The organism is Laceyella tengchongensis, assembly GCF_900182735.1.
Taxonomy (GTDB): Bacteria; Bacillota; Bacilli; order Thermoactinomycetales; family Thermoactinomycetaceae; genus Laceyella; species Laceyella tengchongensis.
In genome coordinates, this window is sequence record NZ_FXTU01000003.1 from 67,734 (window position 1) to 94,321 (window position 26,588).

Below are 26,588 nucleotides of genomic sequence, written 5' to 3' on the forward strand. Positions count from 1 at the left end.
TTGTACATAAAAAAGTTGTAGAAAGTATGACGTATAAATGCGAAATTGTTACAAAAGTTATAAATTCGCTTCAAAATGGGCAATGATGGTGGAAACATATAATTCCAACGCGGTTCGAATGATTTCCAATGTGTGCTTATAAACGGCTATGTGTAGTGTGTTTTTGGTTGGCACCCCTTTTGCATGTTTGATGGTAAAGACAGCAGAAAGGGGATAGGGAAATGAGCCATTCACAACCAAAAAGAGATTTCGGGTTTGCTACCAAGGCGATTCATGATACCGCCCATCAAAGATTCACCGGAGGGCCTCTCGTTCCACCGATCTATCAAACATCGACCTTTGTGTTTCCTACGGCGGAGGAGGGGGCGGAACGATTTGCTGGTGAAGCGTCGGGATACATTTACTCCCGGTTGGGGAATCCGACGGTTTCCGCTTTGGAAGAGAAGATCGCATCCTTGGAAAAGGCGGAGATGGCCTTGGCGTTTTCATCGGGCATGGCGGCGGTGTCAGCGGTGTTGATGGCTTTGGTGAAAACAGGTGATCATATATTGTGCTCCAAAGGGATGTATGGATGTACATTTAGTTTGTTGAATTGGTTGCAAAACCGGTTTGGCGTCGAGCATTCCCTTTCCACCATGAGCGATGAAGAAATGTTGCGTCAAGCGATTAAGCCTAACACCAAGCTGATTTATGTAGAAACGCCAGTCAATCCTACAATGGAGTTGATTGATCTGGAGATGGTCGGGCGAGTGGGCAAGGAGTTAGGTATTATCACCATTGTGGACAACACCTTCATGTCCCCTTATTTGCAAAGGCCGATCGAATGGGGTTGTGATCTGGTTATCCATAGTGCGACCAAATATATCGGCGGCCATGGGGATGTGATCGCTGGATTGGTCGCGGGTCCGCGTTCGTTGCTGGAGGAGGTGCTAAAGACCACGCAAAAGGATTTTGGCGGAGTTCTCGGGCCGATGGATGCGTTTTTGCTCCTTCGCGGATTGAAGACGCTGGCGGTGAGAATGGAAGCACACACGAAAAACGCACAGGCGGTGGCAAAGTTTTTAACGTCGCACCCCCAGGTGGAGCGCGTTCGCTATCCCGGATTGCCTGAATTTCCTCAGCATGCGTTGGCCCAAAAGCAGATGGACGGCTTCGGCGGAGTGGTCAGTTTTGAATTAAAGGGCGGGCATGAAGCTGCGACGCGAATGCTTAATCATGTGTCGCTGTGCCGATTGGCGGTTAGTTTAGGGGATGTCGACTCACTGATCCAACATCCGGCTTCCATGACGCACGCCATTGTCCCACGGGAAGAGCGTCTTAACATGGGGATTACGGATGGCCTCATTCGGTTGTCAGTCGGTATTGAGGAGGTGCAGGATATCATCTGCGATCTTGAGAATGCGCTTTCATTTGTGTGATATGGACGCGGAGACTCTGTTAAGATAAAAGAAAACACCGAAAAAGGGTGGCTGACATGGAAACGACGACGTTTGAGATCGAGACGGAAAACCGGGTCGGAATCACTCATGATGTAATCGGGTGTTTTCTTTGTTCTAACATCAATATCATGCGAATGGAAGTGAAGCCGCATTACATCTATATCAAAATCAAATCGTTAGAGCAAAGGTTGCACAGTCGGCTCATCTCTTCTATTGGGGAGATCTCCGGTGTGCGGCGCATCGACGTGATTCCTTTCTTGCCTTCAGAAGGCAGGGAAGATCAGATGAACACGATCCTGGGAACAGTTTCTGAAGGGATGATCCTGTTGGATCAAGCGTTGCGCGTTCAAGCTGTCAATCGGGCGGCGCGCGGCATGTTGCCGATTCCATGGGATCAGTTGAAAGGCAGGCCACTCGCAGATCTGTGGGGGAGGCATATTGCCGATTGTAGCCAGTGCTTGGAAAGCGGGATCGAGGTATTGAACAAGGCAGTGACGATTCGAAGGAAGACTGGGGAAACGGCGCACATGGTGGCCAGCTACTACCCGATCCGCTCGGAAACGGCTAATCGCAACCAGGGGATCGTGATTGTGATCAGGGACATGAAACAGATCAGCGATTTGATTCAATCAGTCAAAAGTACTGGCATGGTTCAATTTGCAGACATTGTACATCGTAGTGAAGAAATGGCCCGTTGCATTGCCCTCGCTAAACGCGTCGCCCGGTGCGACGCAACCATTTTCTTGTACGGGGAGAGCGGGACGGGCAAAGAGTTGTTTGCGCGGGCCATTCATTACGAGAGTTTGCATGCCGACGGGCCATTCGTTCCTGTCAATTGCGCGGCTATTCCCGAGGCGCTGTTGGAAAGCGAATTATTCGGTTATGAAGCGGGTGCTTTCACTGGTGCGGCCAAAGGCGGAAAAAAGGGCTTGTTTGAAATGGCCCAAGGGGGAACCCTGTTTTTGGATGAAGTGGCCGAATTGCCCCTCCATTTGCAGGCGAAATTGTTGCATGCGGTGGAAGAGAGGGCAGTGCGGCGGGTAGGCGGCGATAAGCGCATCCCGATTGATCTCCGCATCATTGCAGCAACCAACCGGGATTTGTCAGCGATGGTCGCGCAAGGCCGGTTTCGGGGTGATTTGTATTACCGCTTGCATGTGATACCGATCCAGCTTCCCCCCTTGCGGGAACGAAAAAGCGACATTCCGTTGCTGGCGTCCCATTTTGTGGGAAAATTCCGTCGATTAGCTGGCCGCCCGCCGTTGTCTTTGTCTTCCCAAGCCATGCATATGTTGCTGACCCATGATTGGCCCGGCAATGTCCGCGAATTGCGCAATGTGATCGAGCGAAGTGTCTATCTCTGCCTTGAAGAGGAAAAGGAGCTAAAAAAGGTTCATATTGAAAATAAAGCAACCAGCAAAGGGACGACAAATGCCGTTGGTCTAAAGGAACGGATGGAAGCATATGAGAGGGAAATCGTGGCCGAGGCGCTCAAACGATGCCAGAGCGTCCGTCAAGCCGCTCGTGAATTGGGGATCAGCCACACCGCGCTGTTGAGAAAGGTGAGGAAGTATGGTCAAAGCTGAACTGGATCAAGGGTGCAATCATTGTTTCTGCCACAAGAAAAATTTGCGTCTTTGGGATGATTGAGCGTACAATGCACCTGATGTCTATTCAGTGGAGGGGTCGCCATGGATGTTTCAAAACAGGACTTATATGATCTCATTGACCGACTTGATCCGCGGGAATGGAAAGCGGCGCATGCTTTCCTTTTGAATTTGGTGCAAACAGCGAGTCAGGATGCGTCTCAATCACAGAAAAGGCGATTTTATGCCGAGATTGAAAAGAAAGAAGCGGTGGTTCGTCCCATTTCTGAAAGGGAAATGGAACAAATGAGCGGTTTGTTGGAACAGTTGACGCTAAGCGAGTTGCAAGCCGAATTGGCTGTTCCCGTAACTTGGAATGGGCCGATCGACTGCCACGTGATGATCAGCGCCGCGATCGTACCTTTTTTGCGGGAGCAATCCCCTTCGGAACAGCGCACCATCATGGAAACGATGGCAGAGCTCCAGTGCTTCCCACCGCGGTTGGAGATGCGGCGCTTATTTGAGTTGGAAGGGAATCTTCAGTTAAACATGGGCTTGTATCGATCGATTTGTTACATTGATCATGAAAATGATGCCATTGTGGTGTTCACACTTGATTATGATGGATAGACTGATCGCTGTCACCAAGTTATTCGCAGTGGCTGTGATTAGCCGCTACGAACGGATGGGGGTAGCCCCGCACCTTCTGCCTGAATTGAAATAAATAGGACGGTATTGTAGTATTTGATTGGAGGTGGATCGCATGAGAAGGATTTTATCCGTTGTGATGGCCGGTTCTGTGGCGATGTTTGTAGCTGCCTGTTCGAATGGCAAGACGGTGGCTGATCAACAAGCTCAGAAAGAAGAAAAATCCTTGTCCAACCAGTCAGAAGCACCGTATGTGGCACCTGATCCGGATGATTTATATAAGGTGGCGCCTGCCGAAGATTTGTACCAGCCACCGAAAATGTACATACCGGCACCACCCTATACGCCACCTAAGATGGCACCAGCCAATTTCAAATATGTTCCGCCGGAAATGATCCATCCTGACATGGAGATCAAAACGACCGACAAGCATGTGGTGATTGAACTGCCAGAACACATTTTGTTTGATACCGACTCTGCCGTCTTGCGCAAAGAGGCTTATCCGGCGCTGGCTCAAATCGCCAAATCCCTTTCCAAAACGGAAAATGCTCACTTCCAGATTCATGGGCATACCGATCACCGGGGCTCCCATGAGCATAATCTGCAATTGTCGCAAGAGCGGGCCGACGCGGTGAAAAAGGCGTTGGTGGAAAAGTTCAGCGTAAACGAAGCGCTGCTGTCAACGAAAGGGTGGGGAGAAACCAAACCACTTGTGGCTAACGATTCTCCCGAAAACATGCAGAAAAATCGCCGGGTAGAAGTAATCGTGGTTCCCAGTGGCTGATATCGCATGCACGGTCTGAAACAGATCGTGCATTTATACTGACAAGATATTGTATGACAAAGGGATATCATCGAGGGTTTTAACATGCTTTGCTGGAATGCCGGCTATATCTATACCATTGCCGATAGGTTTATCAAATTGCAGGGATGCCCGTCAAAACGCCTTAAAGCGTCGTACAGAAGGGCATAGTGAAAAAGAAGATTTCTGCCGGCCATCCGTTAGCAAACGGTTGGCTTTTCTTGTAGTTCAATCATTTCAAGCCGGCTAAGGGGACGTCAGCGCCTGGGTTTTGCTCAGGCCATGCAAGCTTGTCCAATGTGTGTTAAATTGGTTAAGTAAGCCGGATTCGGCATACAGATTATTCCAATTAGAAAGGGAGAATCATGAAGAAAAAAATTGCCAATGTGTTTTTCATTTCCATCGTATTGTCTGTTCTGTTTATTGCGTGGGGTGTTATAGCACCCAAAAGTCTTGCCAGTGTTACCTCTATGATCCAAACGTTTCTCCAAGACCGTTTTGGATGGTTTTACCTCTTTTCCGCCACCGGATTCCTCATTTTTTCCCTCTATTTGATTTTTAGCCCGTATGGCAAAATCAAGCTGGGCAAAGACGATGATAAGCCTGAGTACAGTCGAATCAGCTGGTTTGCCATGCTGTTTAGCGCCGGTATGGGAATTGGGCTTGTGTTTTGGGGAGTGGCTGAACCGCTTTCCCATTACCACGTACCGCTTGTAGGTGAAGGACAAACGCCAGATGCCGCACGTATGGCCATGCGTTACTCTTTCTTCCATTGGGGCCTTCACCCTTGGGGAACTTATAGTGTGTTGGCCTTGGCGTTGGCTTACTTTAATTTCCGAAAAAAAACCCCCGGACTTATCAGTCACATTTTTTATCCTTTGTTGAAAGAAAAAGTGAACGGCCCGATCGGCAAAATGATCGATGTGATTGCCGTTTTTGCCACCGTGTTTGGCGTCGCGACGTCATTGGGCTTTGGCGCCGCCCAAATCGGTGGGGGGATTTCATATATCACTTCCATTGACAACAATTTCACCACCCAACTGATTATCATCGTCGTGGTGACGTGTTTGTTTTTGTTGTCCGCGGTTTCAGGTTTGAGCAAAGGCATTCAATATTTGAGCAATCTCAATATCTTGTTGGCATTGTTGCTGCTTTTGTTCCTTTTATTCGCAGGGCCTACAAAGTTTCTTATGAATTTGTTGATCAGCACCATTGGCGGGTATCTGCAGAACCTTCCCACGATGAGCTTCTACATGGCTCCGTTCCAACCCGAAGCGAATGATTGGGTTCAGAATTGGACCGTTTTTTATTGGGCGTGGTGGATCGCTTGGGCTCCGTTTGTCGGCACGTTTATCGCCCGTGTTTCCAAAGGGAGAACGGTGAGGGAGTTCATTATCGGCGTTCTTCTGGTACCGACCACTTTTTGCGCTATTTGGTTCGCCGTATTTGGCGGAGCGGGCTTACATCTGGACATTAACCAAGGGCTTCCCTTATTTGAGACGATGAATGACAAAGGCACGGAAGTGGTGTTGTTTAACGTGTTACAACAATATCCGCTTGGACAAGTGATGACAGTGTTGGCCGTCTTGTTGATCGCCACCTTTTTCATCACTTCGGCGGATTCAGCCACGTTTGTGTTAGGAATGCAGACAACAAACGGGTCTTTAAATCCACCGAATCGCGTTAAGTATATCTGGGGCTTTATCATTTCCGCGTCGGCCGCGGTGTTGCTTTATTCAGGTGGATTGGAGGCGTTGCAGACAACTTCCATCATTGCCTCCTTCCCTTTCATCTTCATTTTGTTCGGAGTGATTGTTTCACTGATGAAGTCATTCCAGCAAGAACGTTCTGCCGTTGTGAAAGTTAAATATACGGATCAACTGGAGGCGTCCGCCAAAAACGCCCAATCGTGAACGGCGGATGTATGAAGCGGATGTTTTCGGTGCATAGTAATACTGAAAAGATCAAATCTGGATTTTTAGGAGGAGCCTGTCACCGATGGGCTCCTTTTGTCTTTTCCAGTCCCACGGTCATAAGCCAAAGGCAAGAAAGGGGTAGGGAAGATGCAAACAAGTAATCAGCCGGCGATCCAGAAAATGATTTGTGATGCGTACAGTGAAGGACAACGTCGGTTATTTGGAGCCGTGCGCACGGATGTGGAAGCTGTATTGCACCAAGATAAGATTTTCATTCTTGCTGGGAATGCTGCAACCATGAAGGATGCTTACCCGCGCATGTCCATTCGTGGGAGACGGATCGATTCGGTCTTGCAGGAAATGAAACAGAGGGAATATCATAACGATATGCGTTCCATGCTTGCCGAGATCACCGGCCATGCCGTCTTATCTGGACAGTCGAATATTTTTATCGACAATGGACTGACATTGGATATTTATTGCATGGATAAAACGGTGCATGATATTCCATAAAATTGGGGTGTACCACGGGCGTTATCGCTATTTTTCATTGCGCTCGTCAATTTCTTTACAATTCTTGAGTGTTTTTATATAATGGTATACAAATGAATATGCGGAACATGATTTAGGAGGAGACTGCCACTTGGCGGTCTCCTTTTGTCATGTTCGCTTTTTTGCTATAAAGTGATAAAGTACCGCGAATTGCAGTTGTTTATATACACATTTCATGTGGATATAAATAAATAAAAATTGAGGAGGTACGATATGGAACAACAAGCTATTTTAGCCATAGGCATTTTTTTGGTGATTTATGCCTTAATTATTTCTGAAAAAATTCATCGCACCATTGTCGCCATGATTGGCGGAGGACTGATGGTGGCGTTAGGGATCATCGATCAAGAAACTGCCATCCATCACATCGATTTTAATACGCTAGGGTTGCTCATCGGCATGATGATCATTGTCAGCGTCACCGCTGAGACGGGATTGTTCAAGTATATTTCAGTGGTGGCGGCTAAGCGGGCTAAAGGAGAACCCGTTCGGATATTAATTTCGTTGGCACTGATCACGGCCCTGGGGTCGGCCTTTTTGGATAATGTTACGACCGTTCTCCTCATGGTGCCTGTCACGTTTAGTATCACCCGTCAATTACGGGTTTCCCCTGTGCCGTTTTTGATCACCCAGATCATCTCTTCCAATGTGGGGGGAACGGCGACGCTGATCGGTGATCCGCCCAACATTATGATCGGTAGCGCGGTGAAAGAGTTGACGTTTATGGCCTTTATCGAGAACTTAACTCCGATCACCATTATCATCATGGCCGTTTATGTACCGATTTTTGTGTTAATATATCGGAAGCAGATTCAAACCACGCCCGAACTGAAAGAAAGCATTATGAAACTGGATGAAAAAGAAGTTATTACCGATCATAAGCTACTCCGCAAATGTTTGATTGTTTTGGGGCTGACGATCCTGGGCTTTTTCATGCACCAGTTGTTACATCTGGAGTCAGCCACCGTCGCTCTCGGCGGCGCGTTCCTGTTGCTGTTGTTGACGGGTGAGCACACAATGGAAGAAGCGTTCACAAAAGTGGAATGGATGACGATTTTCTTTTTCATCGGTTTGTTTGTCCTCGTGTCGGGCTTGATTGAAACAGGAGTCATCGCCCAATTGGCGGAGTACGCGATTGAACTGACGAAGGGCGATGTGGTGGTGACATCGATGTTGATCCTGTGGCTCAGCGCGTTCGCGTCCGCTTTTCTTGACAACATTCCGTTTGTGGCCACGATGATTCCTATGATTCAAGAGATGGGGCAAATGGGGGTTAGTAATTTGGAGCCGTTGTGGTGGAGTTTGGCGCTGGGTGCCTGCCTCGGCGGCAATGGTACTTTGATTGGGGCGAGTGCGAATCTGATTGTTGCCGGCATGTCAGGCAAAGAAGGATATCCGATCACTTTCATCAAGTACTTGAAGGTTGGCTTTCCCCTGATGTTGTTGTCCATGGTCTTGGCCAGCGTCTATGTCTATTTCCGTTATTTGGTGTAAAGGAGAGAGATCATGCTGCGATACGAATATGACAACCAGAAATTGAACATGCAGGAGAAAGCGAATGGTAACGATGTTGAATTTGACATCCGTTGCTTGGATGGGGCGCTCGTAGAAGCGATCAAGCGGGTGCAAGAGCTGTTTGAGGATAATGATGTGCATACGGATGTGCTGTTTTACGCATACCCCAACCATGAATATCGGGTAATTGTGCGCCAAGATTATTATGTGGACTTTATCTTGGCCCTGATGAAACACCGGGTGTTGCAACGCGTGGAATGGACGACATAGGCTAAAGGCTAACCACCTGCAGCCGGAATAAAACAAGAAGCCTCCTTTTGTAAGCTGAAAGGAGGCTTCTTTCTATATATGGTTATGCTACTTGCTCTTCTTTGTCTTTTTCTCCTTTGGCGACAACGATTGCTACGCACACATCTCCAGTGATGTTGGTTGCCGTCCTGCTCATATCGAGCAAGCGGTCTACCCCCAACACAATCGCGATACCCTCCACCGGCAGGCCAACCGATTGCAATACCATGGTCAGCATGATCAAACCGGCTCCGGGGACGGCGGCTGTGCCGATGGAAGCCAATGTGGCCGTCAGGATGATGACCAATTGCTCTTCCAATCCCAGCGGGATGCCATACAGTTGCGCGATGAACAGCGCAGCCACCCCTTGCATGATGGCGGTGCCGTCCATATTGATGGTGGCCCCCAGAGGCAAGACGAAACTGCTGATTGATTTGGGGATGTGAAAGTCTTTTTCAGCTACGTCCATGGTGACTGGCAAAGTGGCCGCACTGCTGCTGGTGGTGAAAGCTACCTCTATTGCCCGCCCCATTTTCTTGAAAAACTGTATCGGGTTGTATTTGGCGAACAAGCTTAGCAACGCACTGTAAGTGATTCCCATGTGAACGATCAATGCCAGGATCAAGGTGATCATGTACCACGCCATCGAGCCGATCAAGTCAATGCCAGCTTGCCCAATCGCCCGCGCCATTAACGCGAAAGCGGCATACGGCGCACAAGCCATGATGATGGTCACCAATCTCAGCATGATCTCATTGCCTTGATCGATAAACTGCCGCACTTGATCCACTTTGTTTCCCAACAAAGCCATGCCGATACCAAACAGCAACGCGAAGAAAATAATTTGCAACATGTCTGCATTGGCCATCGCCGACACCGGATTTTCGGGAATGATGTTCAACAGGGTGTCTTTCATGCTTGGAGCCGTTTCAATCTTCGGCTTTTCAGCCGGTTTCTCAATACTCGTACCCACACCGGGCTCGATGAGGTTAGCCAATATCAAGGCGAAGGTAATCGCAATCGCGGTAGTGAGAATATAAAGGACGATGGTCTTTATGCCGATCCGTCCCAATTTCTTGGGATCGGCAATGCCCGCGGCCCCTGCTACCAAGGAGAAGAAAACCAAGGGGACTACAACCATTTTGATCGCTTTAATAAACAAGACACTGATTGGGTCAAATAAATAATTGTTCAATAGTTTGAATAGTTCAGGTAAAAATAAGTTTAGGATGACACCGACGATAAGGCCAAGAATGATGCCGATTAATATTTTGGTTGTCAGTGAGAGTTTTTTCATAAATCCACACCTTTCATCTTTGCTTTACGTTTTGTGTTGGGAAAATGGCATAATTCATTATATTGTAAATATCAAGTTTATTATAACATTTCAATATGGCGATGTGCATAATGGTATTTGACGGGTGATGGGCGGCATATGCAAAATTTCAGTGCGTATGATACGATTGTTGTGAAACTTTGGCGGGGCGTAATCGATAGAGTGGAAGGGTGGTATTTCTAGCAGAAATGCCACCTTCTTTTTTGAAAATGTATGCTGAAGTGGCAGAGGGGGGAGCCCATTGGAGAACATACGCGTGCTGATCGCCGATGATGATAAAGAGATCAGGGACTTGTTGAAAAAATATTTGCAGCGGGAGTTGTATGAAGTCGACACCGCTATCAATGGAGAGGAGGTGCTTCGCTTGTTTTCGCACAAGAAGTACAACCTCATCATTTTGGATCTGATGATGCCGAAGGTGGATGGGATGGAAGTGTGTAGAAAATTGAGGGACAAAAGTAATGTGCCGATTCTGATGCTGACGGCCAAAGATGATGAAGTAGATAAGATCGTCGGCTTGAGCATTGGGGCAGACGATTATATCACCAAACCATTCAGCATTAATGAAGTCGTCGCTAGGGTCAAGGCGCTCTTAAGAAGATTTTTGGTGCTTGGCAGTGAGGATCGTTCTTGTGTAAACGAAGTGCTTAAATACAGAGGGCTCACAGTGGACTTAAAAACGTACACCGTCACCCGTGATGGGTGTGAAGTAGCGTTGACCGCAAAAGAGTTTCAATTGCTCAAGTTTTTCGTTACCCATCCGGGCCAGGTGTTCACCAAAACGCAATTGTTTCGCAATGTTTGGGACAACAACTACATGGAAGATGATAATACGGTGATGGTGCATATCAGAAAGCTGAGAAAGAAAATTGAAGCAGATCCTTCCAATCCGCAGTTCATTCAGACGGTATGGGGCATTGGCTATAAGTTTGTGGGTGAAAAAGATGAATCATAATAAGGGCGTTTGGTTGGTCGCCTTGCAATTTATGGCTATTACTGGGCTTGTATTTGCAGATGTGTCCGCCTATGCCCCAGATCAGGTTAGGTGGATCTCATATCTCGTTTTATTCTTCGTCGCGGTGCTTCTGCTACGCGAACGATTCCGTTATGCCGCCCGATTGCAAGCAATGGTCGCGACGCTTAGGATGGCTCTTGATGGCAACTTAAAAAGCAGGTTGTTCACGAATGGGGATCGCCTGATGGATGAATTCGTTTTCACGGCGAATGAAATGATTGAGCGATTAGAGCAAGTGCACATCCAGGCGATCCGGTCACAGATGGCTCGAAAAAGCCTTTTGTCCAGCATTTCCCACGATATCCGTACTCCCCTCACATCCATTATCGGCTATGTGGACGCGCTAAAGGACGGAATCGCGGTCTCGGAGGAAGAAAAACAAGCATATACACAGATTGTTTCCGACAAGGCGAAGAAACTGAAAGACATGATCGACGAAATATTCACGATGGCCAAGTTGGACGCCGATGAGATGCCGATGAAGCCAGAGCGGTTTGATTTGGCCGAACTGATCAGAGAAACGTTGATTGGTTTTTTGCCCATTTTCAAACAGCAGGACATAACGATTCAAGTGGATATCCCGGATCGGCAATGCATGATTTTGGCGGATCGGCTCAGTGTGGTGCGGATCATAACTAATATCATAAAGAATACTGTCAATTACGGAGCAGAAGGAAAAGTGTTGGGAGTGGAATTGTCAGAAACGGATGGTGAGTTTCAGGCGCTCATTTGGGACAGAGGCCCAGGCATCGCCGAAGAAGAGATGCAGAATGTGTTTGAACGGATGTACCGTGGTGACCAGTCCCGAAATCCTCTGCGCGGAGGAAGCGGGCTGGGGTTGGCCATCGCCAAATCGTTAGTTGAAAAAAACCACGGGAACATTTGGGTACAAAGCGTTCCGTGGGAACGGACCGTATTTGGCATTTCGTTTCCTAAACACATAGTTAAGAATGATTTAAGAAACAGATAAGACACAATTAAATCCTTGATTCCATAATAGGGACGGTACGTTGATGGAAAGAAGGTGTCAAATTGAGTGCAGTGATTAGAACGAGGAATCTTACGAAAATGTATGGCAACCAAAAATCCGTCGTCAACTTGAACATGACCGTCAATCAAGGAGAGATTTATGGATTTCTGGGGCGAAACGGCGCGGGTAAAACAACGACGATTCGCATGTTGTTGGGATTGATCAAACCGACCTATGGCGAGGTTGAAATATTCGGCGAAAATCTGTGGGATAATCAGGTGGCCATTTTGCGTAGAATCGGGTCGATTGTGGAAGTGCCGGGCTTTTATGAGAACCTCACGGCAAGAGAGAATTTGCTCATTAACGCCAAAATCATCGGCATACACAAGAAGCAAGCCATTGATGAGGTGTTGGAGCTTGTGGGGTTGCATAAAGAAGCGAAAAAGTTGGTGGGAAAATATTCGCTGGGTATGAAGCAACGCCTGGGAATCGCCAGAGCTTTGCTCCATTATCCGGAACTTTTGATTTTGGATGAGCCGACTAATGGGCTAGATCCGATCGGTATCAAGGAGATGCGCAGGCTCATCAACAGTTTGGCGAGAGAACGAAATATCACCATTCTCATCTCCAGCCACATTTTATCGGAGATCGAGCAGTTGGTGGACCGCATGGGCTTTATTCATGAAGGAAAGTTGTTGGAAGAAGTGACGATTGCCCAGCTTCGGAAAAGAAACCGCAAATACATGGAATTTCAGGTGTCTAATGATAATAAAGCGGCCATGTTGTTGGAGAAGCACTTTGAAGGAATCGATTATGAGGTTTATGAGGATGGGATCATCCGCGTTTATTCCCATCTTGGGCAACAGAGTCGAATGAATCGTTTGTTTGTGCTCAACGACATGGATGTGATCAAGATGGTGGAGAGTGAAGACCGATTGGAAGATTACTTCACGAAGTTGGTAGGGGGTGGGGCAATTGGCTAATCTTTTGTACACCGAGTTTTTGAAGCTCAAGCGCTCCAAGATGTTCATACTTAGCGTGATCGGCTCGGCCGTTGCTCCGCTCATGGTGGCGGCGGCGATGTACATTCAGATGAAAACGGAGTTGCCCACGATCATTGCGGAGTTTGATGTGCTGTTCCTCAATACGAGCATCTACGCGATCTTGTTGATCAGTCCTCCGTTGAATGGAGTGATCACCGCCTATCTTTACAGTCGGGAATACACCGAAGATACCTTGAAAAATCTGTTGACTATTCCGGTTTCGCGTGTAGGTTTGCTGCTTAGCAAATGGGTGCTTCTGTTTTTCTGGATCATGCTGTTGACCCTGGAAACTTGGGTTCTTGCCTTGTTGTTCGGCTCATTGGGGCAGTTTACGGGGTTGAGTGAAGCGATGGTCAGTCAAACTTTCAGCCAATTTGCAGTGGCAGGGATGCTATCGTTCTTGCTGACCACCCCGATTGTGTTGATCACGCTGGTGTTCAAGAATTTCGTGCCCTCCATCATTGTTACCATCGCCATCACCTTGGTCAATGTCATGCTGGCAACTTCCGAGCATCGGGGATTGTTCCCATGGGTAGCCGCACTAGATATCGCTAATGGAACGCTCGACCCCAAATATCCGCCAGAGGTTTCCTATATCGGCATCGCAGTCACTTGCTTGTTGGGTTGGATCGCCTCCATCGCTTACTTCAATAAAGCAGACGTTCATTAAAACGCCCAGACCAATCATGGTCTGGGCGTTGTTTACTACCCCGATCAATGTGAGGCCAAAAATTGTTTTCCATATTCGCCATGATCATGGATGGCGGGATGTTCCGCTTGAATCGTCAAATGTTCGATGCCGTACGTCTCCTTGAGGAGATGGTTGATGGTCCGGATGGTACGCAGGGGATCTGCATCTTCACGAACAAACACATGCGCCGACAGCGAGTAGTGGTCAGTGGATATCGCCCATAAGTGCATTTCATGGACATCGACCACTCCCGGCGCCGACTGGATGTCGTTGCGGATCGCCTCAAGGTCGAATGTGGTGGGAACCGACTCCATCAGGATCAGATAAGATTCTCGAATAATCTTTGCTCCGCCATAGAAGATGATGCCACCGATCATCATGCTAACCAACGGATCAAACAGGGTGTATCCAGTTATGAAGATAAGCAGAGAGGAAACAATGATGCCGACTGAGCTGAGCAAGTCGCCGAAAAAATGCCATAAGGCGCTTTTAATATTCAAATTTTCTTCTTTCTTGGATTGGCGCATCAAAACAACGGTCAACACCAAATTCACCAGTAAGCCCACGATAGCGACCCCCAACATCAGTCGCAGGTTGATTGCTTGCGGCCGGATCAAGCGAAGGATGCCTTCGATGAAAATGCCGACCGATATGGCGGCGAGTGCTAATCCATTCAAGAAAGAAGCGATGATTTCAAAGCGAAGGAAGCCAAAAGTGTATTTGTGATCTGGTTTGCGTGCAGCCAGGTAGACAGCGGTCAAACTTAATCCCAAAGCGATCACATCCGAAACCATATGCGCTGAATCCGACAAGAGAGCGAGAGAGTTTGACAGCAATCCGCCGAGGATTTCTACAATGGTGAAAAACAATGTCAAACACAGGGTGATCCATAAGGCGGTTTTAGAAGTCGGCTGCTGTTTGACGTGATTGAGATGATGATAATCATGGGATTTAATGATGTTCGCCCTCCTTTTTTTATAATGATTATCATTAGATAATTATTATAATTATATGCCAGCTGGTTATGAATAGCAATCTCCCTCAAGAATTTCTTCTGGGGCTTAGAGAAAGCAGAGTATTTGGAAGCTTCACCTGCGGCCATTGTTTAAGGTGTCGTTCCCTTTTTTTATTTTTAGTTTTTTGATCAGTTATTGCCCTTGAATACTGGGAAGCATTTCACTCCCTCGTAGAGTGTGAATAATAAAATATATTATAAAAATTCTATAAAAATGAGCCGGATTGGTTTATAATGACTGTTGTAATTCCAGTGAGAGAGGTTATTGTATTGGTTAAGAAATGCCAAACACCCTACATTTAGTAGGGTGTTTGGCTTACAGCTCTATTTAATAGTCTTAGCGACGTCTTTTTTTTCTTTTCTTTTTCTTGGCACCAATTTTGATATTAATGGTGTTCTTGTTAATATTTTTGTTCCAGTTTGAATTCCAGTTTGTGTTTTTCCAAACCCACTTTTTAACGCGTCTAGTCATCAAAATCCCCTCCTTTACAGGCGGATTTGAAAGTGATTTTTTCTATCAACTTTCCATATATTCATATGCATGTTGATAGAGAAGAGCTTGGACGAATAATAGGGTATGAATTCACTATTTTAGAGTGATTGTAATAAGGAGGTGTGGGAACAGACGCAACGAAATGTTTAGCGTCTGTTCTTCCGGCATGCACATCGAGATGAAGAAGTTAACGAACGAAGATCTGCACCGGCCTGTAGCTATTGACGGCCGATTTTTAGTTGACTCGGTATTGCGCTTGCACACAACGGACAGTTCAATCAACTACTCAGTAATCAAGATTCCGGCATATGAAAAACAATATGGAGAGATGGATGATCTGATGGATTGGGCCGATTATGTCAGCCATCCGGATCGCACCATGTATGTGGCCCTTGCAGGCAACCACATTGTTGGCTTTGTTGCTGCCAAGCGAAATTGGAATCAGATGGCCTATGTGGAAGATATACAAGTTGACAAAAGATACAGGGGGTACGGGCTCGGCCAGCAACTGATGAATAAGATCAAGGAGTGGGCAGTTGATCAAGGAATGATGGGGATGATGCTGGAAACTCAAAATAAAAATGTACGCGCTTGTAAATTCTATGAACGCTATGGATTTGTCTTGGGTGGTTTTGATCAATATGTTTATCGGGGGATAAAGGAAGTTGCTAACGAAATTGCGCTCTACTGGTATTTTATTTTTGATAACCAGAAAGGGAATTAGGCTACACTACCTTCAAGACGTTTGTGATTTGAAAAAGAGCGGAGATCATCCGCTCTTTTTTTCAGGAATCAATGATATTTCGTTGATGGTTAGGGTTAAATTGACATTGATAATCGTTATCAATAATGGTATAATGATGGCAACGATAACCAGTCGCGGTGAGGAAGTAAAGATGTCTCCAGTTTAGTCAACTTCCTGCGGCTGCCCGGCAAATAATGAGGTGAAAGAAATGGGTATGAGAGATGGGAACGTGTTGTCTGATGAGGATATGATGTATGGTTGGCTCTGTTGTGACAGATGCGGCAATGTGATGCCTCCCGAATGGATGCGGGCTGTTCAAAACACAGTAAACCAAGTGATTCAGGCCTATTACCGCTTGCCCGTTGAAAGGCGTTCGGGCATCCGCATTCTTGAATTGATTGGCCGATATTGGAGAGTTGACGCCAAATTGTTTGAATCGGAGTATCATTACCATGAAGTGTTGTTGAAAACGACTGATCATTTGATGCAATATTTGCTCAACGATCATCGTGCGGACCCGCCTGTGTTTTTATTTGAAGAGTTGCATGCGTTCATCAAAGAGTTGGATCTGAGTTTGCAATTGAACTTGCATGTGGTTCATTGGTCCCCTGATTCGCTGAACATAAAAAAATATGTTGTTTCAGACAATCCGTATGTTTTGGACGCATTTAAGCATATCATTTCTGTCTTTTGCCATCGGGGAATGTTATCTTTCCCTGAAAAAATTGCGGTGATCAATCTTTTAAATGGAAGTCAAAAGACAGTGGAAATCGAACAAGACCTGCAAAAATCCCTAGATTATCTGCGATTGACCAAAACATCATTGCAGGAGAATGGATTTTTTTTGCCGGGTTAAAGGACGATCTCTGGCGCACTGGAACGGAACACAAGCTTTCAGCCCTGCGAGCAACTTAAATGTTCGGAGGGTTTACTGTTCGTCAGCATTTCGTTGACACCGCCTTGACCATCTAATTCTTCTGTATATGAACCACTCCCGCAAGGAGTAGAGAATGTAGAAGACGCCTGGCGTCTTTTTTTATTGCTCTGCGATGGATGAATTTTGTAATGTGGCTTGATTTGATCTTTTTATCCAAAAATATTCATCTTATTTCATACATATTGTATCAAGTTTTACGAAGATAATACCTTTATGATCAAAGGATGAAATAGTTAAGGTTTTTTGTGAAATTGACTTACAATTGTGATGTTTTCGCTGGTGTAGGAGGTTGGTTTATGGATTTGTTTAGAAAGAAAAGTATTTCTGCCATGATGCAACAAGCCCAGACAGGCACAGCATTAAAAAGAACCTTGGGTACATGGGATCTGACATTGCTGGGGTTGGGAGCCATCATCGGCACGGGGATTTTTGTGCTTACGGGCACAGGGGCGGTGACGGCCGGTCCTGGAATCATGATTTCATTCCTCATTTCGGGTTTAGCATGTGCTTTAACAGCCCTGTGCTATGCTGAGTTTGCCACCTTGGTGCCCGTCTCGGGGTCTGTGTATACATTTGCTTATGCGACATTGGGAGAATTGATCGCTTGGATTATCGGATGGGATTTGATTCTGGAATATCTTCTTGCAGTCAGTCTCGTTTCTGCGGGATGGTCGGGATATTTGCAGAGTTTATTGCAAGGCTTAGGCATCTCCTTGCCAACGGCATTGACTGCGGCTCACGGAGCCGTGCCTGGGGTGGAGACATGGTTTAACTTGCCCGCTTTCGCCGTTGTCATCGTGATCACTTTTTTTGTAGCCAGAGGAGTAAAAGAGTCAGCGCGTGTGAATAATATCATGGTGCTGATCAAAACTGCTGTCGTGATCTTATTTGTGATTGTGGGCATCGGTTATGTCAAACCTGACAATTGGCATAATTTTATGCCTTTTGGTTTGGAGGGAGTTTTCTCTGCTGCCGCAATCACGTTTACCGCATTTTTGGGGTTTGACGCTGTTGTTGCCGCTGCGGAGGAAACCAAAAATCCGGCGAAAGATTTGCCGCGGGGGATTATGTATTCGCTCTTCATCTGCATTCTTTTGTATATCGTTGTTTCCGCGATCATGACGGGGATTGTTCCTTTTGCTGAGTTCGAAGGGGTTGCTCATCCGGTTTCACTCGCGTTGCAGTATGCGGGGCAGGACTGGGTTGCTGGTTTTATCGATTTGGGAGCCATTGTGGGAATGCTTACCGTTATGTTGGTCATGCTGTTTGGACAAACCCGGATCGCTTTTGCTATGTCAAGGGACGGCCTATTGCCCTCCGTTTTCTCCAAGGTTCATCCAAAATTTCAAACGCCGTATCGGGCTACGTGGATCATTGGTAGTGTTGCCGCTTTACTAGGGGGCATCGTGCCACTGGATCGTTTGGCGGAGATGATTAATATTGGGACATTGACTGCTTTTGTCCTGATCTCGCTTGGGGTGATTGTTCTTCGCAAAACGCAACCTGAATTGCCGCGCAAGTTTCGCACACCTGCTGTCCCTTTTGTTCCGCTGATGTCGATGGCAGTTTGTATTTTTTTGATGACGAATCTATCTGCAAGCACTTGGTACGCGTTTCTCATCTGGTTGACCATTGGATTGTCGATTTATTTCTTGTATTCCAGAAAAAGATCTCATTTGAATGGGTGATAACGAAAAACAGCCGGGAAGACAAAGTTTCCCGGCTGTTTTTTTGTTTTTTTAGTTGGTGGGAATGCCTCGTGCGGCCCAGATCGCATCGATTTGGGCGGCGTGCGCACCATTGTAGAGCATGACGTCTGCTTGCTTAATTGCCTTGGCGCCATCGGCAAAGGTTGCGTTCGGTGTCAGGGACCAATGGGATTGAAGGATTAGTTTTGTAGCCACATCCCGTCCGAATGCTTTCGCCATTTCATACTCGCCTTGGGACCAGATTTCGCCGTCATCATGCACTTCACCAGCCCAATCGCGCGGATACACTTTGTTTGTGTCTAAGCGGCGCAAGCAAGGCGGGTTGGTGGAGGAATATGAGACAGCATCCCATTCACCAATGCAAGCTTTCCCGTATGAGTCATTGCCAGTCATGGCGTCTTCATAAGTGGCTCCCAGGAAATCGCCGAACCCTTCGCCCATCGCTCCACCTTCAGCCGATTGGCCCCAGTCAGGCACTTGATTGTCTTGGATTGAATGACCATACTCATGCGCGATGATTCCGGCATCTTCTGCATCATCCACACCGCCGGTGCCAAAAGTTAATGATTTGGTGGCCGGAGAATAGTAAGAGTTATCTGCCGTTGTGCCGTTTACATTGACTTTGATCGCACGGTTGTTGATGTTATTGAAGCCGAGACTTTGAATGTAGCGTTGCAAACTGTCGATATGATAATAGGCCATGACATCCTCAAAGCTGTCATTCGCGCGAGTATAGTTGAACGTATTTGTTGCGGAGTATGTTTTCGCTTTTGACGAAATGGTGACATACTGTCCTCTGAGATAACCCGAGCCGTCCAGCCCCTGTAGGATGACCGATTTCAGCTGGCTTGTCAGTGCTGCAGAGTCCTTGTCCTGATTGTCGCTCAAACCAGAGGTCGTTCCTTTGGATTCGACCGGATTGGGGTTAAAGACGGTACCGGTACCAGTGACGTGTTGCACTCGGTTTTTCTTCTTGAGCAATTTCCCGCTACCGGCGTGAATGTACGTATCCCATTCGTCCTTAGGCGTTTTTGTTCTCACGACAACATGGTAAGACGGGATGGCTTTGCCGTTTTCAATCACATAGCCAAATTGGCGCGATGCCGGTGTCCATTTGCTAGTGTCGTTTCCACCGATATAGCTGAGCGCTTTTGCTTCTGCTTCAGAATGGGAGATTTTCTTTTTCATTTGTTCAATAGAACTGTACGGGACATAGTCCGAGACAGCGAGCAGGGGAGTGCCTGTGCGGTCGATAGTGACTGTCACCTGTTTGGTGAAGACGGGTGCACCTTGGATCTCTTGTTGATAGCGAACATAGGAGCCTGCAGGGGTATCAATGGTCGTCACGTATTTAAGGCCAGAAAGATCTGATGGCAATTGGTATTTATCGGCGTTCTGCTTCAGGTACTGATCCGCTATGGATTTGGCATCAAGCGTCTTCACTTGTGATTGGTCAGAGCTAGTTCCCGGTTCGGCAAATGCGATCGGGATGGACAGCGTCAAGGCGATCGCTGTCGTTGTTGCGATAAAGAAGTTCCGTTTGGCCATGGGCAGCACGCTCCTTCAGTGAATGGATCTTTTATAAACACATTATATTATTTACTTTTAAAAAAGAATAACAATTTTAACTAAATAAATATAAAAAAATATCTGATTGAACCTTGACAGTGGCATATTTGAAAAATGTGGCTACACAGGAAGATGGGCAAAAGAAAAAAACACCCCTCTAGGGGGATGCCTAGGCCACTTGGCATATGGCGGTGCTGGCGCGTTGTGAGGTGATTTCATTCGGCAGAGGTGTCTTGATATCCAAACGAGCCGATAGTTCCCTGTCGTAGAAACCATCGGCTCGTTTACACTAAGGCCATTATTCAGTTTCGTTTCTCTTCGAGGGTGTCCCTGGGAGCGAGTTCGCCAAATTTGGTGGGTTCATCTTGAGTAAGGGCGTTTTCTCGGGCGGAAGAGGACAGTTGGGTGTCGATTGAGCCAGATTGTGTCCTTTTTCCGTCGGAGACGATTTCAGGATCTATATCAGGTTTCATCAATGGTGATCTCCTAGAGGAAATATTCACGACAATCGGCCTGTTGTGTTATCTGCCGGTATATTGATGAGCTTCGTGATCAGGTTGTGTTGTGCGCGATATGATTTGTTGAGACATTTGCTCTTGCACTGATGCGGGCTGATGGAATGACTGGGTTTGGCTTAGGCGATCCATAGATTGTTGCAGTTGGGCCAGTTGCTCTTTCAATGCGTTCACTTCATTGGAAAATTGGTTTCGCAGTTGGTTTAATTCGTTTTGCACATCTTTGATGTTCATGAAAATCACTCCTTGTCGTTAAGAGGAATCATCTGAAGTAGTTTGATCAAATAAGCGGAAGTTCATACTTCCAACGTGCTTGGACAGAGATGTGCAGAGGAGGGAGTGATAGAGGGGTGTTCCTACGTCTGCCGCAGGGCGCGAGGCGCGGGTAGCGGGTATCATTTGCTAAGTCACAAAGTTTCACATAAAAAAGAGCCCTTTGATCTGCATCATCAGGGCTCTTTCGATATGTACTAGATGAATGTAATATTTCTTTTCTCCTTGAACAAGAACAAGGGAGTGAAATGGAGTATGTCTCTCCCCTTTCAATTATAAAGGATAAATGGGATAAGATATAGGCTGTTTATTCTTAGAGCTAAGTTCTAGAATTTATACATAAATATTGTAATCAGCGCTATAGAGCATTGCCAAAAGAGATAAGATGAGATGGTTATTTTTTTAATGTGGCGATAAGCAGTGTTTAAAAAAGGGGGAGAGTTGAAATGAGTGCTTATGTTGTCAGATTGCAGGAGATTGATCATACGCAGCTTTTGCGCGTCGGGGGCAAAGGATTGAATTTAGGGGAATTATCGAAGATTAATGGAATACACGTGCCAGAAGGATTTTGTGTTACGACAGAAGCTTATCATAAGGCTCTCAAACACAATGAAGCCTTCCGTGCATTGTTGAATCAACTAACAAGGCTAAACGTAGATGACCGAGATCAAATCGGTGATATCTGCAAGAAGATTCGAAAAGTGATAATGGAAGTGGAGATTCCTTCCGATGTTGTGAAAGATGTTGATCATGTTCTCACTCAGCTTGGCGATGAACATGCCTATGCAGTGCGTTCCAGTGCAACTGCTGAAGATTTACCACATGCCTCTTTTGCCGGTCAGCAAGACACCTATTTAAATATCATTGGCAAAGATGCAATATTGCAACACATTAGTAAATGTTGGGCTTCCCTCTTTACTGATCGCGCCGTGATTTACCGCATGCAAAACGGATTTGATCACAAGCACGTTCATCTATCTGTAATTATTCAACGGATGGTGTTCCCACAGGCTTCAGGCGTTTTATTCACTGCCGATCCCATTCATTCAAACCGAAAGGTGGTATCTATTGATGCCAGTTTTGGCTTGGGCGAGGCTATCGTCTCGGGCTTGGTCACAGCGGATTGCTATAAAGTGCAAGAAGATAACATTGTCGATAAGATGATAGCAACCAAAAAATGGGCTATTTATGGACGAAAAGAAGGTGGAACCGAGACGCAGCCCATCGATCCTGATCAGCAAAAATCGCAAACCCTTATGGACCAACAAATCTTACAACTGGCACGCATAGGAAAACAGATTGAGACGTACTTTGGTTGCCCACAAGATATCGAGTGGTGTTTGGTTGATGACACATTTTATATTGTCCAGAGCCGGCCAATCACGACTTTATACCCCATCCCTGAAGCGGATGATCAAGAAAATCGCGTCTATGTATCGGTCGGCCATCAACAGATGATGACGGACCCCATGAAACCATTGGGCCTGTCGATATTTCAGTTAACATCGTTTCAGCCCATGAAAAAAGCGGGAGGAAGGTTGTTTGTCGATGTTACGCATTTGCTAGCTTCACCTGACAGCAGAGAGATGTTATTAAATGCCATCGAACAATCTGATCCGCTCATCAAAAATGCGCTCATCACCATCGTGGAGCGAGAAGGCTTTATTAAATCGCGACCCAATGGTGAAGGAGTACAACATATCAGTAAAATCAATGAAGGGATGTCTTGGGAATTTTTAGAGAAAAACCTCCATAAAGACCCGACAATTGTTCGTGATTTGATTAAGCAGAGTGAGGTATCGTTAGCAGAGTTAAAACAAAACATCCAAACAAAATCAGGGTTGGATTTGTTTGATTTTATTCTGGAAGATTGCGAACGATTAAAGAAGATGTTATCTGATTCACAAAGCTTAGATGTGATTATGGTTGCTATGAACGCTTCCTTTTGGATCAATAAAAAAATGCAGGAATGGTTGGGTGAGAAAAACGCGGCAGATACGCTGACTTTATCGGTACCCAATAACATTACTTCGGAGATGGGGTTGGCGCTACTGGATGTCGCCGATGTGATTCGCCCTTATCCGGAAGTGATTCATTATTTGCAACATACAAAAGATGAAAATTTTTTGGATGAACTGACGAAGTTTGACGGCGGTCAGGAAGCGAAGGAGGCGATCCTTGCTTATCTTGACAAATACGGCATGCGCTGTACAGGGGAAATCGATATTACCAAACCTCGTTGGAGTGAAAAACCAACGGCACTCATCCCGATGATTCTCAGTAACATCAAAAATTTTGCGCCCAATGCCAGTGCGCGAAAATTTGAGCAAGGGCGGCAGGAAGCGTTGAATAAGGAACGAGAGTTATTAGAGCGGTTGAAGCAACTGCCAGATGGTGAGCATAAAGCTAAACAAACAAAACAAGTGATCAGACTGATTCGGGATTTCATCGGTTATCGAGAATATCCAAAATACAGTATGATCAATCGCTTTTTCGTTTACAAGCAAGCGTTGATGAAGGAAGCCGAACAGCTTGTACAAGTCAACGTCATTCGAGAAAAAGAAGATATCTTCTATCTCACGTTTGAAGAACTTCGCGAAGTTGTCGCGACAAACACACTAGATGATCAGATCATCAACAAGCGAAAAGAAGAGCACAAACGATTTGAAAAACTTACTCCCCCGCGCGTTATTACGTCTGACGGTGAGATCGTTGCAGGTAAATACCAACGAGAAAACCTTCCTGCGCATGCGATTGTCGGCTTGCCGGTTTCTTCCGGAGTGATAGAGGGCAGGGCACGGGTCATTTTAAAGATGGAAGAGGCAGATCTGGAAGATGGAGATATCTTGATCACAGCATACACCGACCCTAGCTGGACACCATTGTTTGTAAACATCAAAGGATTAGTTACTGAAGTGGGGGGATTGATGACTCATGGAGCTGTCATCGCGCGCGAATATGGCTTGCCAGCCGTTGTGGGTGTTGAAAATGCCACCAAACGGATAAAAGATGGGCAACGTATTCGAGTGCATGGAACGGAAGGGTATATTGAAATATTGTGATTAAATTCTTTAATGAAAAGCACCGCTCTAGTGATTACCAGAGCGGTGCTTTTTCATCGTTATCTGGTGAACGGGTGACTCATCATTTCCGGTTAATTGTAAACTAGTTTGCTACACATACCCATCTTGCCTGATTCCCATTATTCACAAAGTGCTTAGCAGGCGTTCTGCCTAGCGTGCATTTTTGGCTTTTTTCAATTTGTTATATCCTTGGTCTCCATACGGTTGCAACTTTTGCAACCATTTTTCTTCCATCTCTTTCAATTCAGTTTGATATTTGTCCAATTCATCGGGATGGGTGATGATTTCTTCACGGGGTTTGATTCGTTCCAGTATGTCAAAAGTGAAAGCATCCTTTCCGTATTGGTTCCAATCCTCTTGCAATTCATGGTTTATATGGCTGTTCATCGACAACATAAACGTTTCCCGATTGAAGGTTGCGTCCAGATTCATGCTGCTGCCGATCAACATTTTTCCGTTGATTTGGTTTTTGAGTTGATAAATCCCCATGGGACGATGAGTTTGCTTATAGTTTTGAATGAGTTGTTTGCGCTGTTGCTTATCCATCCCTATCACTCCTTTTCTTCAAAGAATCCAATATTGACTACCATCTGGCGTTCTGTCCATAAAACCATACTCAATCAGATAGCGCCGCAATGTGACGTAATCTGGATAGATGCGTTCCAAAATGCGGTTCACTTCCAGTTCGCTGTATTTGCGGTTTGCTTGAAACTTGGTGATGAGATGTTTGAGGATGGCCACTTTGCGCTTTTCTTTCTTGGGAAATTCGGCCAACGGCCCCTCTAGGCCCTCAGGGAAATATTTCTCCAAGATTTGGCGCTGTTCCGCTTCGGTGATATCAAAACGCTGATCAAGCATTTTGGCTTGGCGCGGGGGATTGATCCACTTGGTTGGTTTGGCGGCATGTTCTTCCGTCAGTTCCATCAGAGCGAGGAATACCTTGGCCTGCTTCATTTTTTCGCGTAAGGTGAAGCGGTGGTGCCGGATGGTGGAGGTGCTACCGCCGCCAAGTTCTTGAACGATGTCTTTGTCGGTCAAGCCCTGGAAAAAATAGTCCAGCATTTTTTTTTGCAGGTCGGTCAGTCCCGTCAATTTCTTGTCTAAGCCCAACAAATAATTAAACATGGAGCCGTGTTGTTTATGGATGTGATGCTGGGTGTACCGTTCGGCTTCAAAGAAAGTATCGCCGTCAAAATAAATGATGCCTTTTTCAAAAGATTGGCCGCAGATTAAGCAGCGATAGATGCCAGCGTCCTGATCGTGCACATAGCCTTGTTTTAATTCGGCGACGGACGCGTCCCAGAACAAGTCGGATATATCTTTCATTTATAAACAAAACCCCTTGTTGTTTGTTTTATACATAAACATAATATAATAACGTCCGTTATTTTGCAACGGCGGGCCGAATCTGATTAATGGGGGATGTTTTACAGATATAACAAAAAATTCGGGTCCGTTTCGCTATCACTTATTTTTCACTAGTGAGTGTAGTAGAATGAGCATGTAAGCAAGCTCGGTATCAAGACATGCAACCGAAGAGAAACAAAAAAGGAGGCTGCTGATATGGAGCGTCAAGGAGTTATATCAATTGACGGGTTTGGACTGGCATACCAAATCGAGGGAGAAGGGATGCCGGTGTTGGTTGTCGGTAGCAAGATTTATTATCCGCGGCTGTTTTCAAAAAAGATAAAGCAAGCGTTGAAATTCATATTTATTGACCACAGGGGATTTGCAAAGTCGACTTCACAATCTCTCCAACCGGAGGATTATAGATTGGAGCGCATTTTGGATGATATAGAGAAGATGAGAGAAACACTTCAGATTGAAGACGTTGTCATCCTTGGCCATTCAGGGCATGCCTTTCTCGCTTTGGAATACGCCAAAAAATATCCTGCCAATGTGCAGAAGGTGGTTTTGCTCAACTCAGCTCCTACCAATAGCCCTAAACGGCAAGCGCAAAGCATGGCTTTCTTTGATGAAACGGCAAGTCCGGATAGAAAAAGAAAGTTTGAAAAAGATTTCGCATTATTAGCGGGCGATATTGAAAAAGAGCCGGAGAGACGGTTCGCTCACATGTGCATTCGCATGGGCGCCCACAGTTTTTTTGATTACACCATTGACGCAGCTCCCATGTGGGAAGGGGTGCGCACAAACATGCCGATCATCGACTATTTATGGGGGGAAGCTTTTGCGCGGCTGAATATGATTGATATGTTGGCCGCATTTGACAAGCCTGTGTTTGTCGGTCTGGGTAGATTTGATTATCTAGTGGGTCCTGTCTCGTTGTGGGATCCTGTTGACGAAGGGTTTGCGAATGTGAAGAAAGTCGTTTTCGAACAAAGCGGGCACTACCCCATGTTTGAAGAGCCCACTACTTTTGACGCTACATTAGTTAACTGGATTTATAATGGGGCTTGAACCAAATTCATCGATAAAGGAATGATGTGT

General features: G+C 46.1%; 25 protein-coding genes. 17 read left to right on the forward strand and 8 right to left on the reverse strand.

Going from position 1 to position 26,588, the window contains the following annotated elements:
* The first annotated feature begins 221 nt into the window (after positions 1–221).
* The 8 genes from megL to QQZ12_RS07350 all read left to right on the forward strand — a co-directional run bounded on the left by megL (position 222) and on the right by QQZ12_RS07350 (position 8,728).
* Positions 222–1,418 (forward strand): methionine gamma-lyase, encoded by a 1,197-nt coding sequence (megL, locus tag QQZ12_RS07315; protein WP_284724191.1) that lies wholly within the window; start codon positions 222–224, stop codon positions 1,416–1,418.
* Positions 1,419–1,474: 56 nt separating this feature from the next.
* A complete protein-coding gene (locus QQZ12_RS07320) occupies positions 1,475–3,025 on the forward strand; it encodes a sigma 54-interacting transcriptional regulator (RefSeq protein WP_284724192.1) in 1,551 nt (516 codons plus the stop codon).
* Between the two features lie 105 nt (positions 3,026–3,130).
* The gene (locus QQZ12_RS07325) at positions 3,131–3,655 is read left to right on the forward strand and encodes a hypothetical protein (protein WP_284724193.1); all 525 of its coding nucleotides are present in this window, start codon (positions 3,131–3,133) and stop codon (positions 3,653–3,655) included.
* A 133-nt stretch (positions 3,656–3,788) separates the two neighbouring features.
* Positions 3,789–4,457 (forward strand): OmpA family protein, encoded by a 669-nt coding sequence (locus tag QQZ12_RS07330; RefSeq protein WP_284724194.1) that lies wholly within the window; start codon positions 3,789–3,791, stop codon positions 4,455–4,457.
* Positions 4,458–4,840: 383 nt separating this feature from the next.
* A complete protein-coding gene (locus QQZ12_RS07335) occupies positions 4,841–6,388 on the forward strand; it encodes a glycine betaine uptake BCCT transporter (RefSeq protein WP_284724195.1) in 1,548 nt (515 codons plus the stop codon).
* A 150-nt stretch (positions 6,389–6,538) separates the two neighbouring features.
* The gene (locus tag QQZ12_RS07340) at positions 6,539–6,904 is read left to right on the forward strand and encodes a hypothetical protein (protein WP_284724196.1); all 366 of its coding nucleotides are present in this window, start codon (positions 6,539–6,541) and stop codon (positions 6,902–6,904) included.
* A 252-nt stretch (positions 6,905–7,156) separates the two neighbouring features.
* A complete protein-coding gene (locus QQZ12_RS07345) occupies positions 7,157–8,437 on the forward strand; it encodes an ArsB/NhaD family transporter (protein ID WP_102992525.1) in 1,281 nt (426 codons plus the stop codon).
* 12 nt (positions 8,438–8,449) lie between these two features.
* Entirely contained in the window at positions 8,450–8,728 is a 279-nt protein-coding gene (locus tag QQZ12_RS07350) for a hypothetical protein (protein ID WP_102992524.1), read from the forward strand.
* 82 nt (positions 8,729–8,810) lie between these two features.
* On the opposite strand, the gene QQZ12_RS07355 is transcribed toward QQZ12_RS07350, so the two are convergent.
* Positions 8,811–10,043, reverse strand: a complete 1,233-nt coding sequence (locus tag QQZ12_RS07355; RefSeq protein ID WP_102992523.1) for a dicarboxylate/amino acid:cation symporter — start codon at positions 10,041–10,043, stop codon at positions 8,811–8,813.
* 280 nt (positions 10,044–10,323) lie between these two features.
* Between QQZ12_RS07355 and QQZ12_RS07360 the strand changes: the two genes are divergently transcribed.
* The 4 genes from QQZ12_RS07360 to QQZ12_RS07375 all read left to right on the forward strand — a co-directional run bounded on the left by QQZ12_RS07360 (position 10,324) and on the right by QQZ12_RS07375 (position 13,780).
* Entirely contained in the window at positions 10,324–11,037 is a 714-nt protein-coding gene (locus tag QQZ12_RS07360) for a response regulator transcription factor (RefSeq protein ID WP_102992522.1), read from the forward strand.
* The gene (locus QQZ12_RS07365) at positions 11,027–12,067 is read left to right on the forward strand and encodes a sensor histidine kinase (RefSeq protein WP_102992521.1); all 1,041 of its coding nucleotides are present in this window, start codon (positions 11,027–11,029) and stop codon (positions 12,065–12,067) included. Before QQZ12_RS07360 ends, QQZ12_RS07365 begins: the two co-directional genes overlap by 11 nt.
* A gap of 98 nt (positions 12,068–12,165) precedes the next feature.
* A complete protein-coding gene (locus QQZ12_RS07370; RefSeq protein ID WP_102992520.1) occupies positions 12,166–13,050 on the forward strand; it encodes an ABC transporter ATP-binding protein in 885 nt (294 codons plus the stop codon).
* Positions 13,043–13,780 carry an ABC transporter permease gene (locus QQZ12_RS07375; RefSeq protein WP_102992519.1) on the forward strand — a complete coding sequence of 246 codons (738 nt, stop codon included), beginning with the start codon at positions 13,043–13,045 and terminating at the stop codon, positions 13,778–13,780. The genes QQZ12_RS07370 and QQZ12_RS07375 overlap by 8 nt, the downstream gene beginning before the upstream one ends.
* Positions 13,781–13,824: 44 nt before the next feature.
* Here the strand turns inward: QQZ12_RS07375 and QQZ12_RS07380 are convergent, their stop codons facing one another.
* Both QQZ12_RS07380 and QQZ12_RS07385 read right to left on the reverse strand, forming a co-directional pair.
* Positions 13,825–14,757, reverse strand: a complete 933-nt coding sequence (locus QQZ12_RS07380) for a cation diffusion facilitator family transporter (RefSeq protein WP_102992518.1) — start codon at positions 14,755–14,757, stop codon at positions 13,825–13,827.
* A gap of 396 nt (positions 14,758–15,153) precedes the next feature.
* Positions 15,154–15,288 (reverse strand): hypothetical protein, encoded by a 135-nt coding sequence (locus tag QQZ12_RS07385; RefSeq protein ID WP_262983026.1) that lies wholly within the window; start codon positions 15,286–15,288, stop codon positions 15,154–15,156.
* Positions 15,289–15,487: 199 nt separating this feature from the next.
* Between QQZ12_RS07385 and QQZ12_RS07390 the strand changes: the two genes are divergently transcribed.
* From QQZ12_RS07390 to bcaP, 3 genes are all read left to right on the forward strand, one after another.
* Positions 15,488–16,033 carry a GNAT family N-acetyltransferase gene (locus tag QQZ12_RS07390; RefSeq protein ID WP_223247940.1) on the forward strand — a complete coding sequence of 182 codons (546 nt, stop codon included), beginning with the start codon at positions 15,488–15,490 and terminating at the stop codon, positions 16,031–16,033.
* A gap of 229 nt (positions 16,034–16,262) precedes the next feature.
* A complete protein-coding gene (locus QQZ12_RS07395) occupies positions 16,263–16,910 on the forward strand; it encodes a hypothetical protein (protein WP_284724197.1) in 648 nt (215 codons plus the stop codon).
* A 377-nt stretch (positions 16,911–17,287) separates the two neighbouring features.
* Entirely contained in the window at positions 17,288–18,679 is a 1,392-nt protein-coding gene (bcaP, locus tag QQZ12_RS07400) for a branched-chain amino acid transporter BcaP (RefSeq protein ID WP_284724198.1), read from the forward strand.
* 51 nt (positions 18,680–18,730) lie between these two features.
* On the opposite strand, the gene QQZ12_RS07405 is transcribed toward bcaP, so the two are convergent.
* The 3 genes from QQZ12_RS07405 to QQZ12_RS07415 all read right to left on the reverse strand — a co-directional run bounded on the left by QQZ12_RS07405 (position 18,731) and on the right by QQZ12_RS07415 (position 21,018).
* On the reverse strand, positions 18,731–20,248 hold the full coding sequence (locus tag QQZ12_RS07405) for a M36 family metallopeptidase (protein WP_284724199.1): 1,518 nt from the start codon (positions 20,246–20,248) through the stop codon (positions 18,731–18,733).
* Between the two features lie 323 nt (positions 20,249–20,571).
* On the reverse strand, positions 20,572–20,745 hold the full coding sequence (locus QQZ12_RS07410) for a hypothetical protein (RefSeq protein ID WP_189318822.1): 174 nt from the start codon (positions 20,743–20,745) through the stop codon (positions 20,572–20,574).
* A 45-nt stretch (positions 20,746–20,790) separates the two neighbouring features.
* Positions 20,791–21,018, reverse strand: a complete 228-nt coding sequence (locus tag QQZ12_RS07415; RefSeq protein ID WP_102992514.1) for a hypothetical protein — start codon at positions 21,016–21,018, stop codon at positions 20,791–20,793.
* 485 nt (positions 21,019–21,503) lie between these two features.
* Here QQZ12_RS07415 and ppsA point away from each other — a divergent pair, with 485 nt between their 5' ends.
* Positions 21,504–24,119 (forward strand): phosphoenolpyruvate synthase, encoded by a 2,616-nt coding sequence (gene ppsA, locus QQZ12_RS07420; RefSeq protein ID WP_284724200.1) that lies wholly within the window; start codon positions 21,504–21,506, stop codon positions 24,117–24,119.
* Between the two features lie 171 nt (positions 24,120–24,290).
* Here the strand turns inward: ppsA and QQZ12_RS07425 are convergent, their stop codons facing one another.
* Positions 24,291–24,686: a GIY-YIG nuclease family protein gene (locus QQZ12_RS07425; protein ID WP_106342090.1), complete on the reverse strand. Its 396-nt coding sequence runs from the start codon at positions 24,684–24,686 to the stop codon at positions 24,291–24,293.
* An 18-nt stretch (positions 24,687–24,704) separates the two neighbouring features.
* Positions 24,705–25,466, reverse strand: a complete 762-nt coding sequence (locus QQZ12_RS07430) for a DUF2087 domain-containing protein (protein WP_284724201.1) — start codon at positions 25,464–25,466, stop codon at positions 24,705–24,707.
* A gap of 237 nt (positions 25,467–25,703) precedes the next feature.
* On the opposite strand from QQZ12_RS07430, the gene QQZ12_RS07435 reads away from it, so the two are divergent.
* Positions 25,704–26,558, forward strand: coding sequence for an alpha/beta fold hydrolase (locus QQZ12_RS07435; protein WP_106342089.1), 855 nt, complete (start codon positions 25,704–25,706; stop codon positions 26,556–26,558).
* Positions 26,559–26,588: the final 30 nt, after the last annotated feature.

Excerpts from the sequence above, each read along its gene's own strand:
- megL (WP_284724191.1), top strand. The coding sequence starts at position 222 with ATGAGCCATTCACAACCAAAAAGAGATTTCGGGTTTGCTACCAAGGCG.
- QQZ12_RS07320 (WP_284724192.1), top strand. The coding sequence starts at position 1,475 with ATGGAAACGACGACGTTTGAGATCGAGACGGAAAACCGGGTCGGAATC.
- QQZ12_RS07325 (WP_284724193.1), top strand. The coding sequence starts at position 3,131 with ATGGATGTTTCAAAACAGGACTTATATGATCTCATTGACCGACTTGAT.
- QQZ12_RS07330 (WP_284724194.1), top strand. The coding sequence starts at position 3,789 with ATGAGAAGGATTTTATCCGTTGTGATGGCCGGTTCTGTGGCGATGTTT.
- QQZ12_RS07335 (WP_284724195.1), top strand. The coding sequence starts at position 4,841 with ATGAAGAAAAAAATTGCCAATGTGTTTTTCATTTCCATCGTATTGTCT.
- QQZ12_RS07340 (WP_284724196.1), top strand. The coding sequence starts at position 6,539 with ATGCAAACAAGTAATCAGCCGGCGATCCAGAAAATGATTTGTGATGCG.
- QQZ12_RS07345 (WP_102992525.1), top strand. The coding sequence starts at position 7,157 with ATGGAACAACAAGCTATTTTAGCCATAGGCATTTTTTTGGTGATTTAT.
- QQZ12_RS07350 (WP_102992524.1), top strand. The coding sequence starts at position 8,450 with ATGCTGCGATACGAATATGACAACCAGAAATTGAACATGCAGGAGAAA.
- QQZ12_RS07355 (WP_102992523.1), bottom strand. The coding sequence starts at position 10,043 with ATGAAAAAACTCTCACTGACAACCAAAATATTAATCGGCATCATTCTT.
- QQZ12_RS07365 (WP_102992521.1), top strand. The coding sequence starts at position 11,027 with ATGAATCATAATAAGGGCGTTTGGTTGGTCGCCTTGCAATTTATGGCT.
- QQZ12_RS07370 (WP_102992520.1), top strand. The coding sequence starts at position 12,166 with ATGTATGGCAACCAAAAATCCGTCGTCAACTTGAACATGACCGTCAAT.
- QQZ12_RS07385 (WP_262983026.1), bottom strand. The coding sequence starts at position 15,288 with ATGACTAGACGCGTTAAAAAGTGGGTTTGGAAAAACACAAACTGGAAT.
- QQZ12_RS07390 (WP_223247940.1), top strand. The coding sequence starts at position 15,488 with ATGAAGAAGTTAACGAACGAAGATCTGCACCGGCCTGTAGCTATTGAC.
- QQZ12_RS07395 (WP_284724197.1), top strand. The coding sequence starts at position 16,263 with ATGGGTATGAGAGATGGGAACGTGTTGTCTGATGAGGATATGATGTAT.
- bcaP (WP_284724198.1), top strand. The coding sequence starts at position 17,288 with ATGGATTTGTTTAGAAAGAAAAGTATTTCTGCCATGATGCAACAAGCC.
- QQZ12_RS07405 (WP_284724199.1), bottom strand. The coding sequence starts at position 20,248 with ATGGCCAAACGGAACTTCTTTATCGCAACAACGACAGCGATCGCCTTG.
- QQZ12_RS07415 (WP_102992514.1), bottom strand. The coding sequence starts at position 21,018 with ATGAACATCAAAGATGTGCAAAACGAATTAAACCAACTGCGAAACCAA.
- ppsA (WP_284724200.1), top strand. The coding sequence starts at position 21,504 with ATGAGTGCTTATGTTGTCAGATTGCAGGAGATTGATCATACGCAGCTT.
- QQZ12_RS07425 (WP_106342090.1), bottom strand. The coding sequence starts at position 24,686 with ATGGATAAGCAACAGCGCAAACAACTCATTCAAAACTATAAGCAAACT.
- QQZ12_RS07430 (WP_284724201.1), bottom strand. The coding sequence starts at position 25,466 with ATGAAAGATATATCCGACTTGTTCTGGGACGCGTCCGTCGCCGAATTA.
- QQZ12_RS07435 (WP_106342089.1), top strand. The coding sequence starts at position 25,704 with ATGGAGCGTCAAGGAGTTATATCAATTGACGGGTTTGGACTGGCATAC.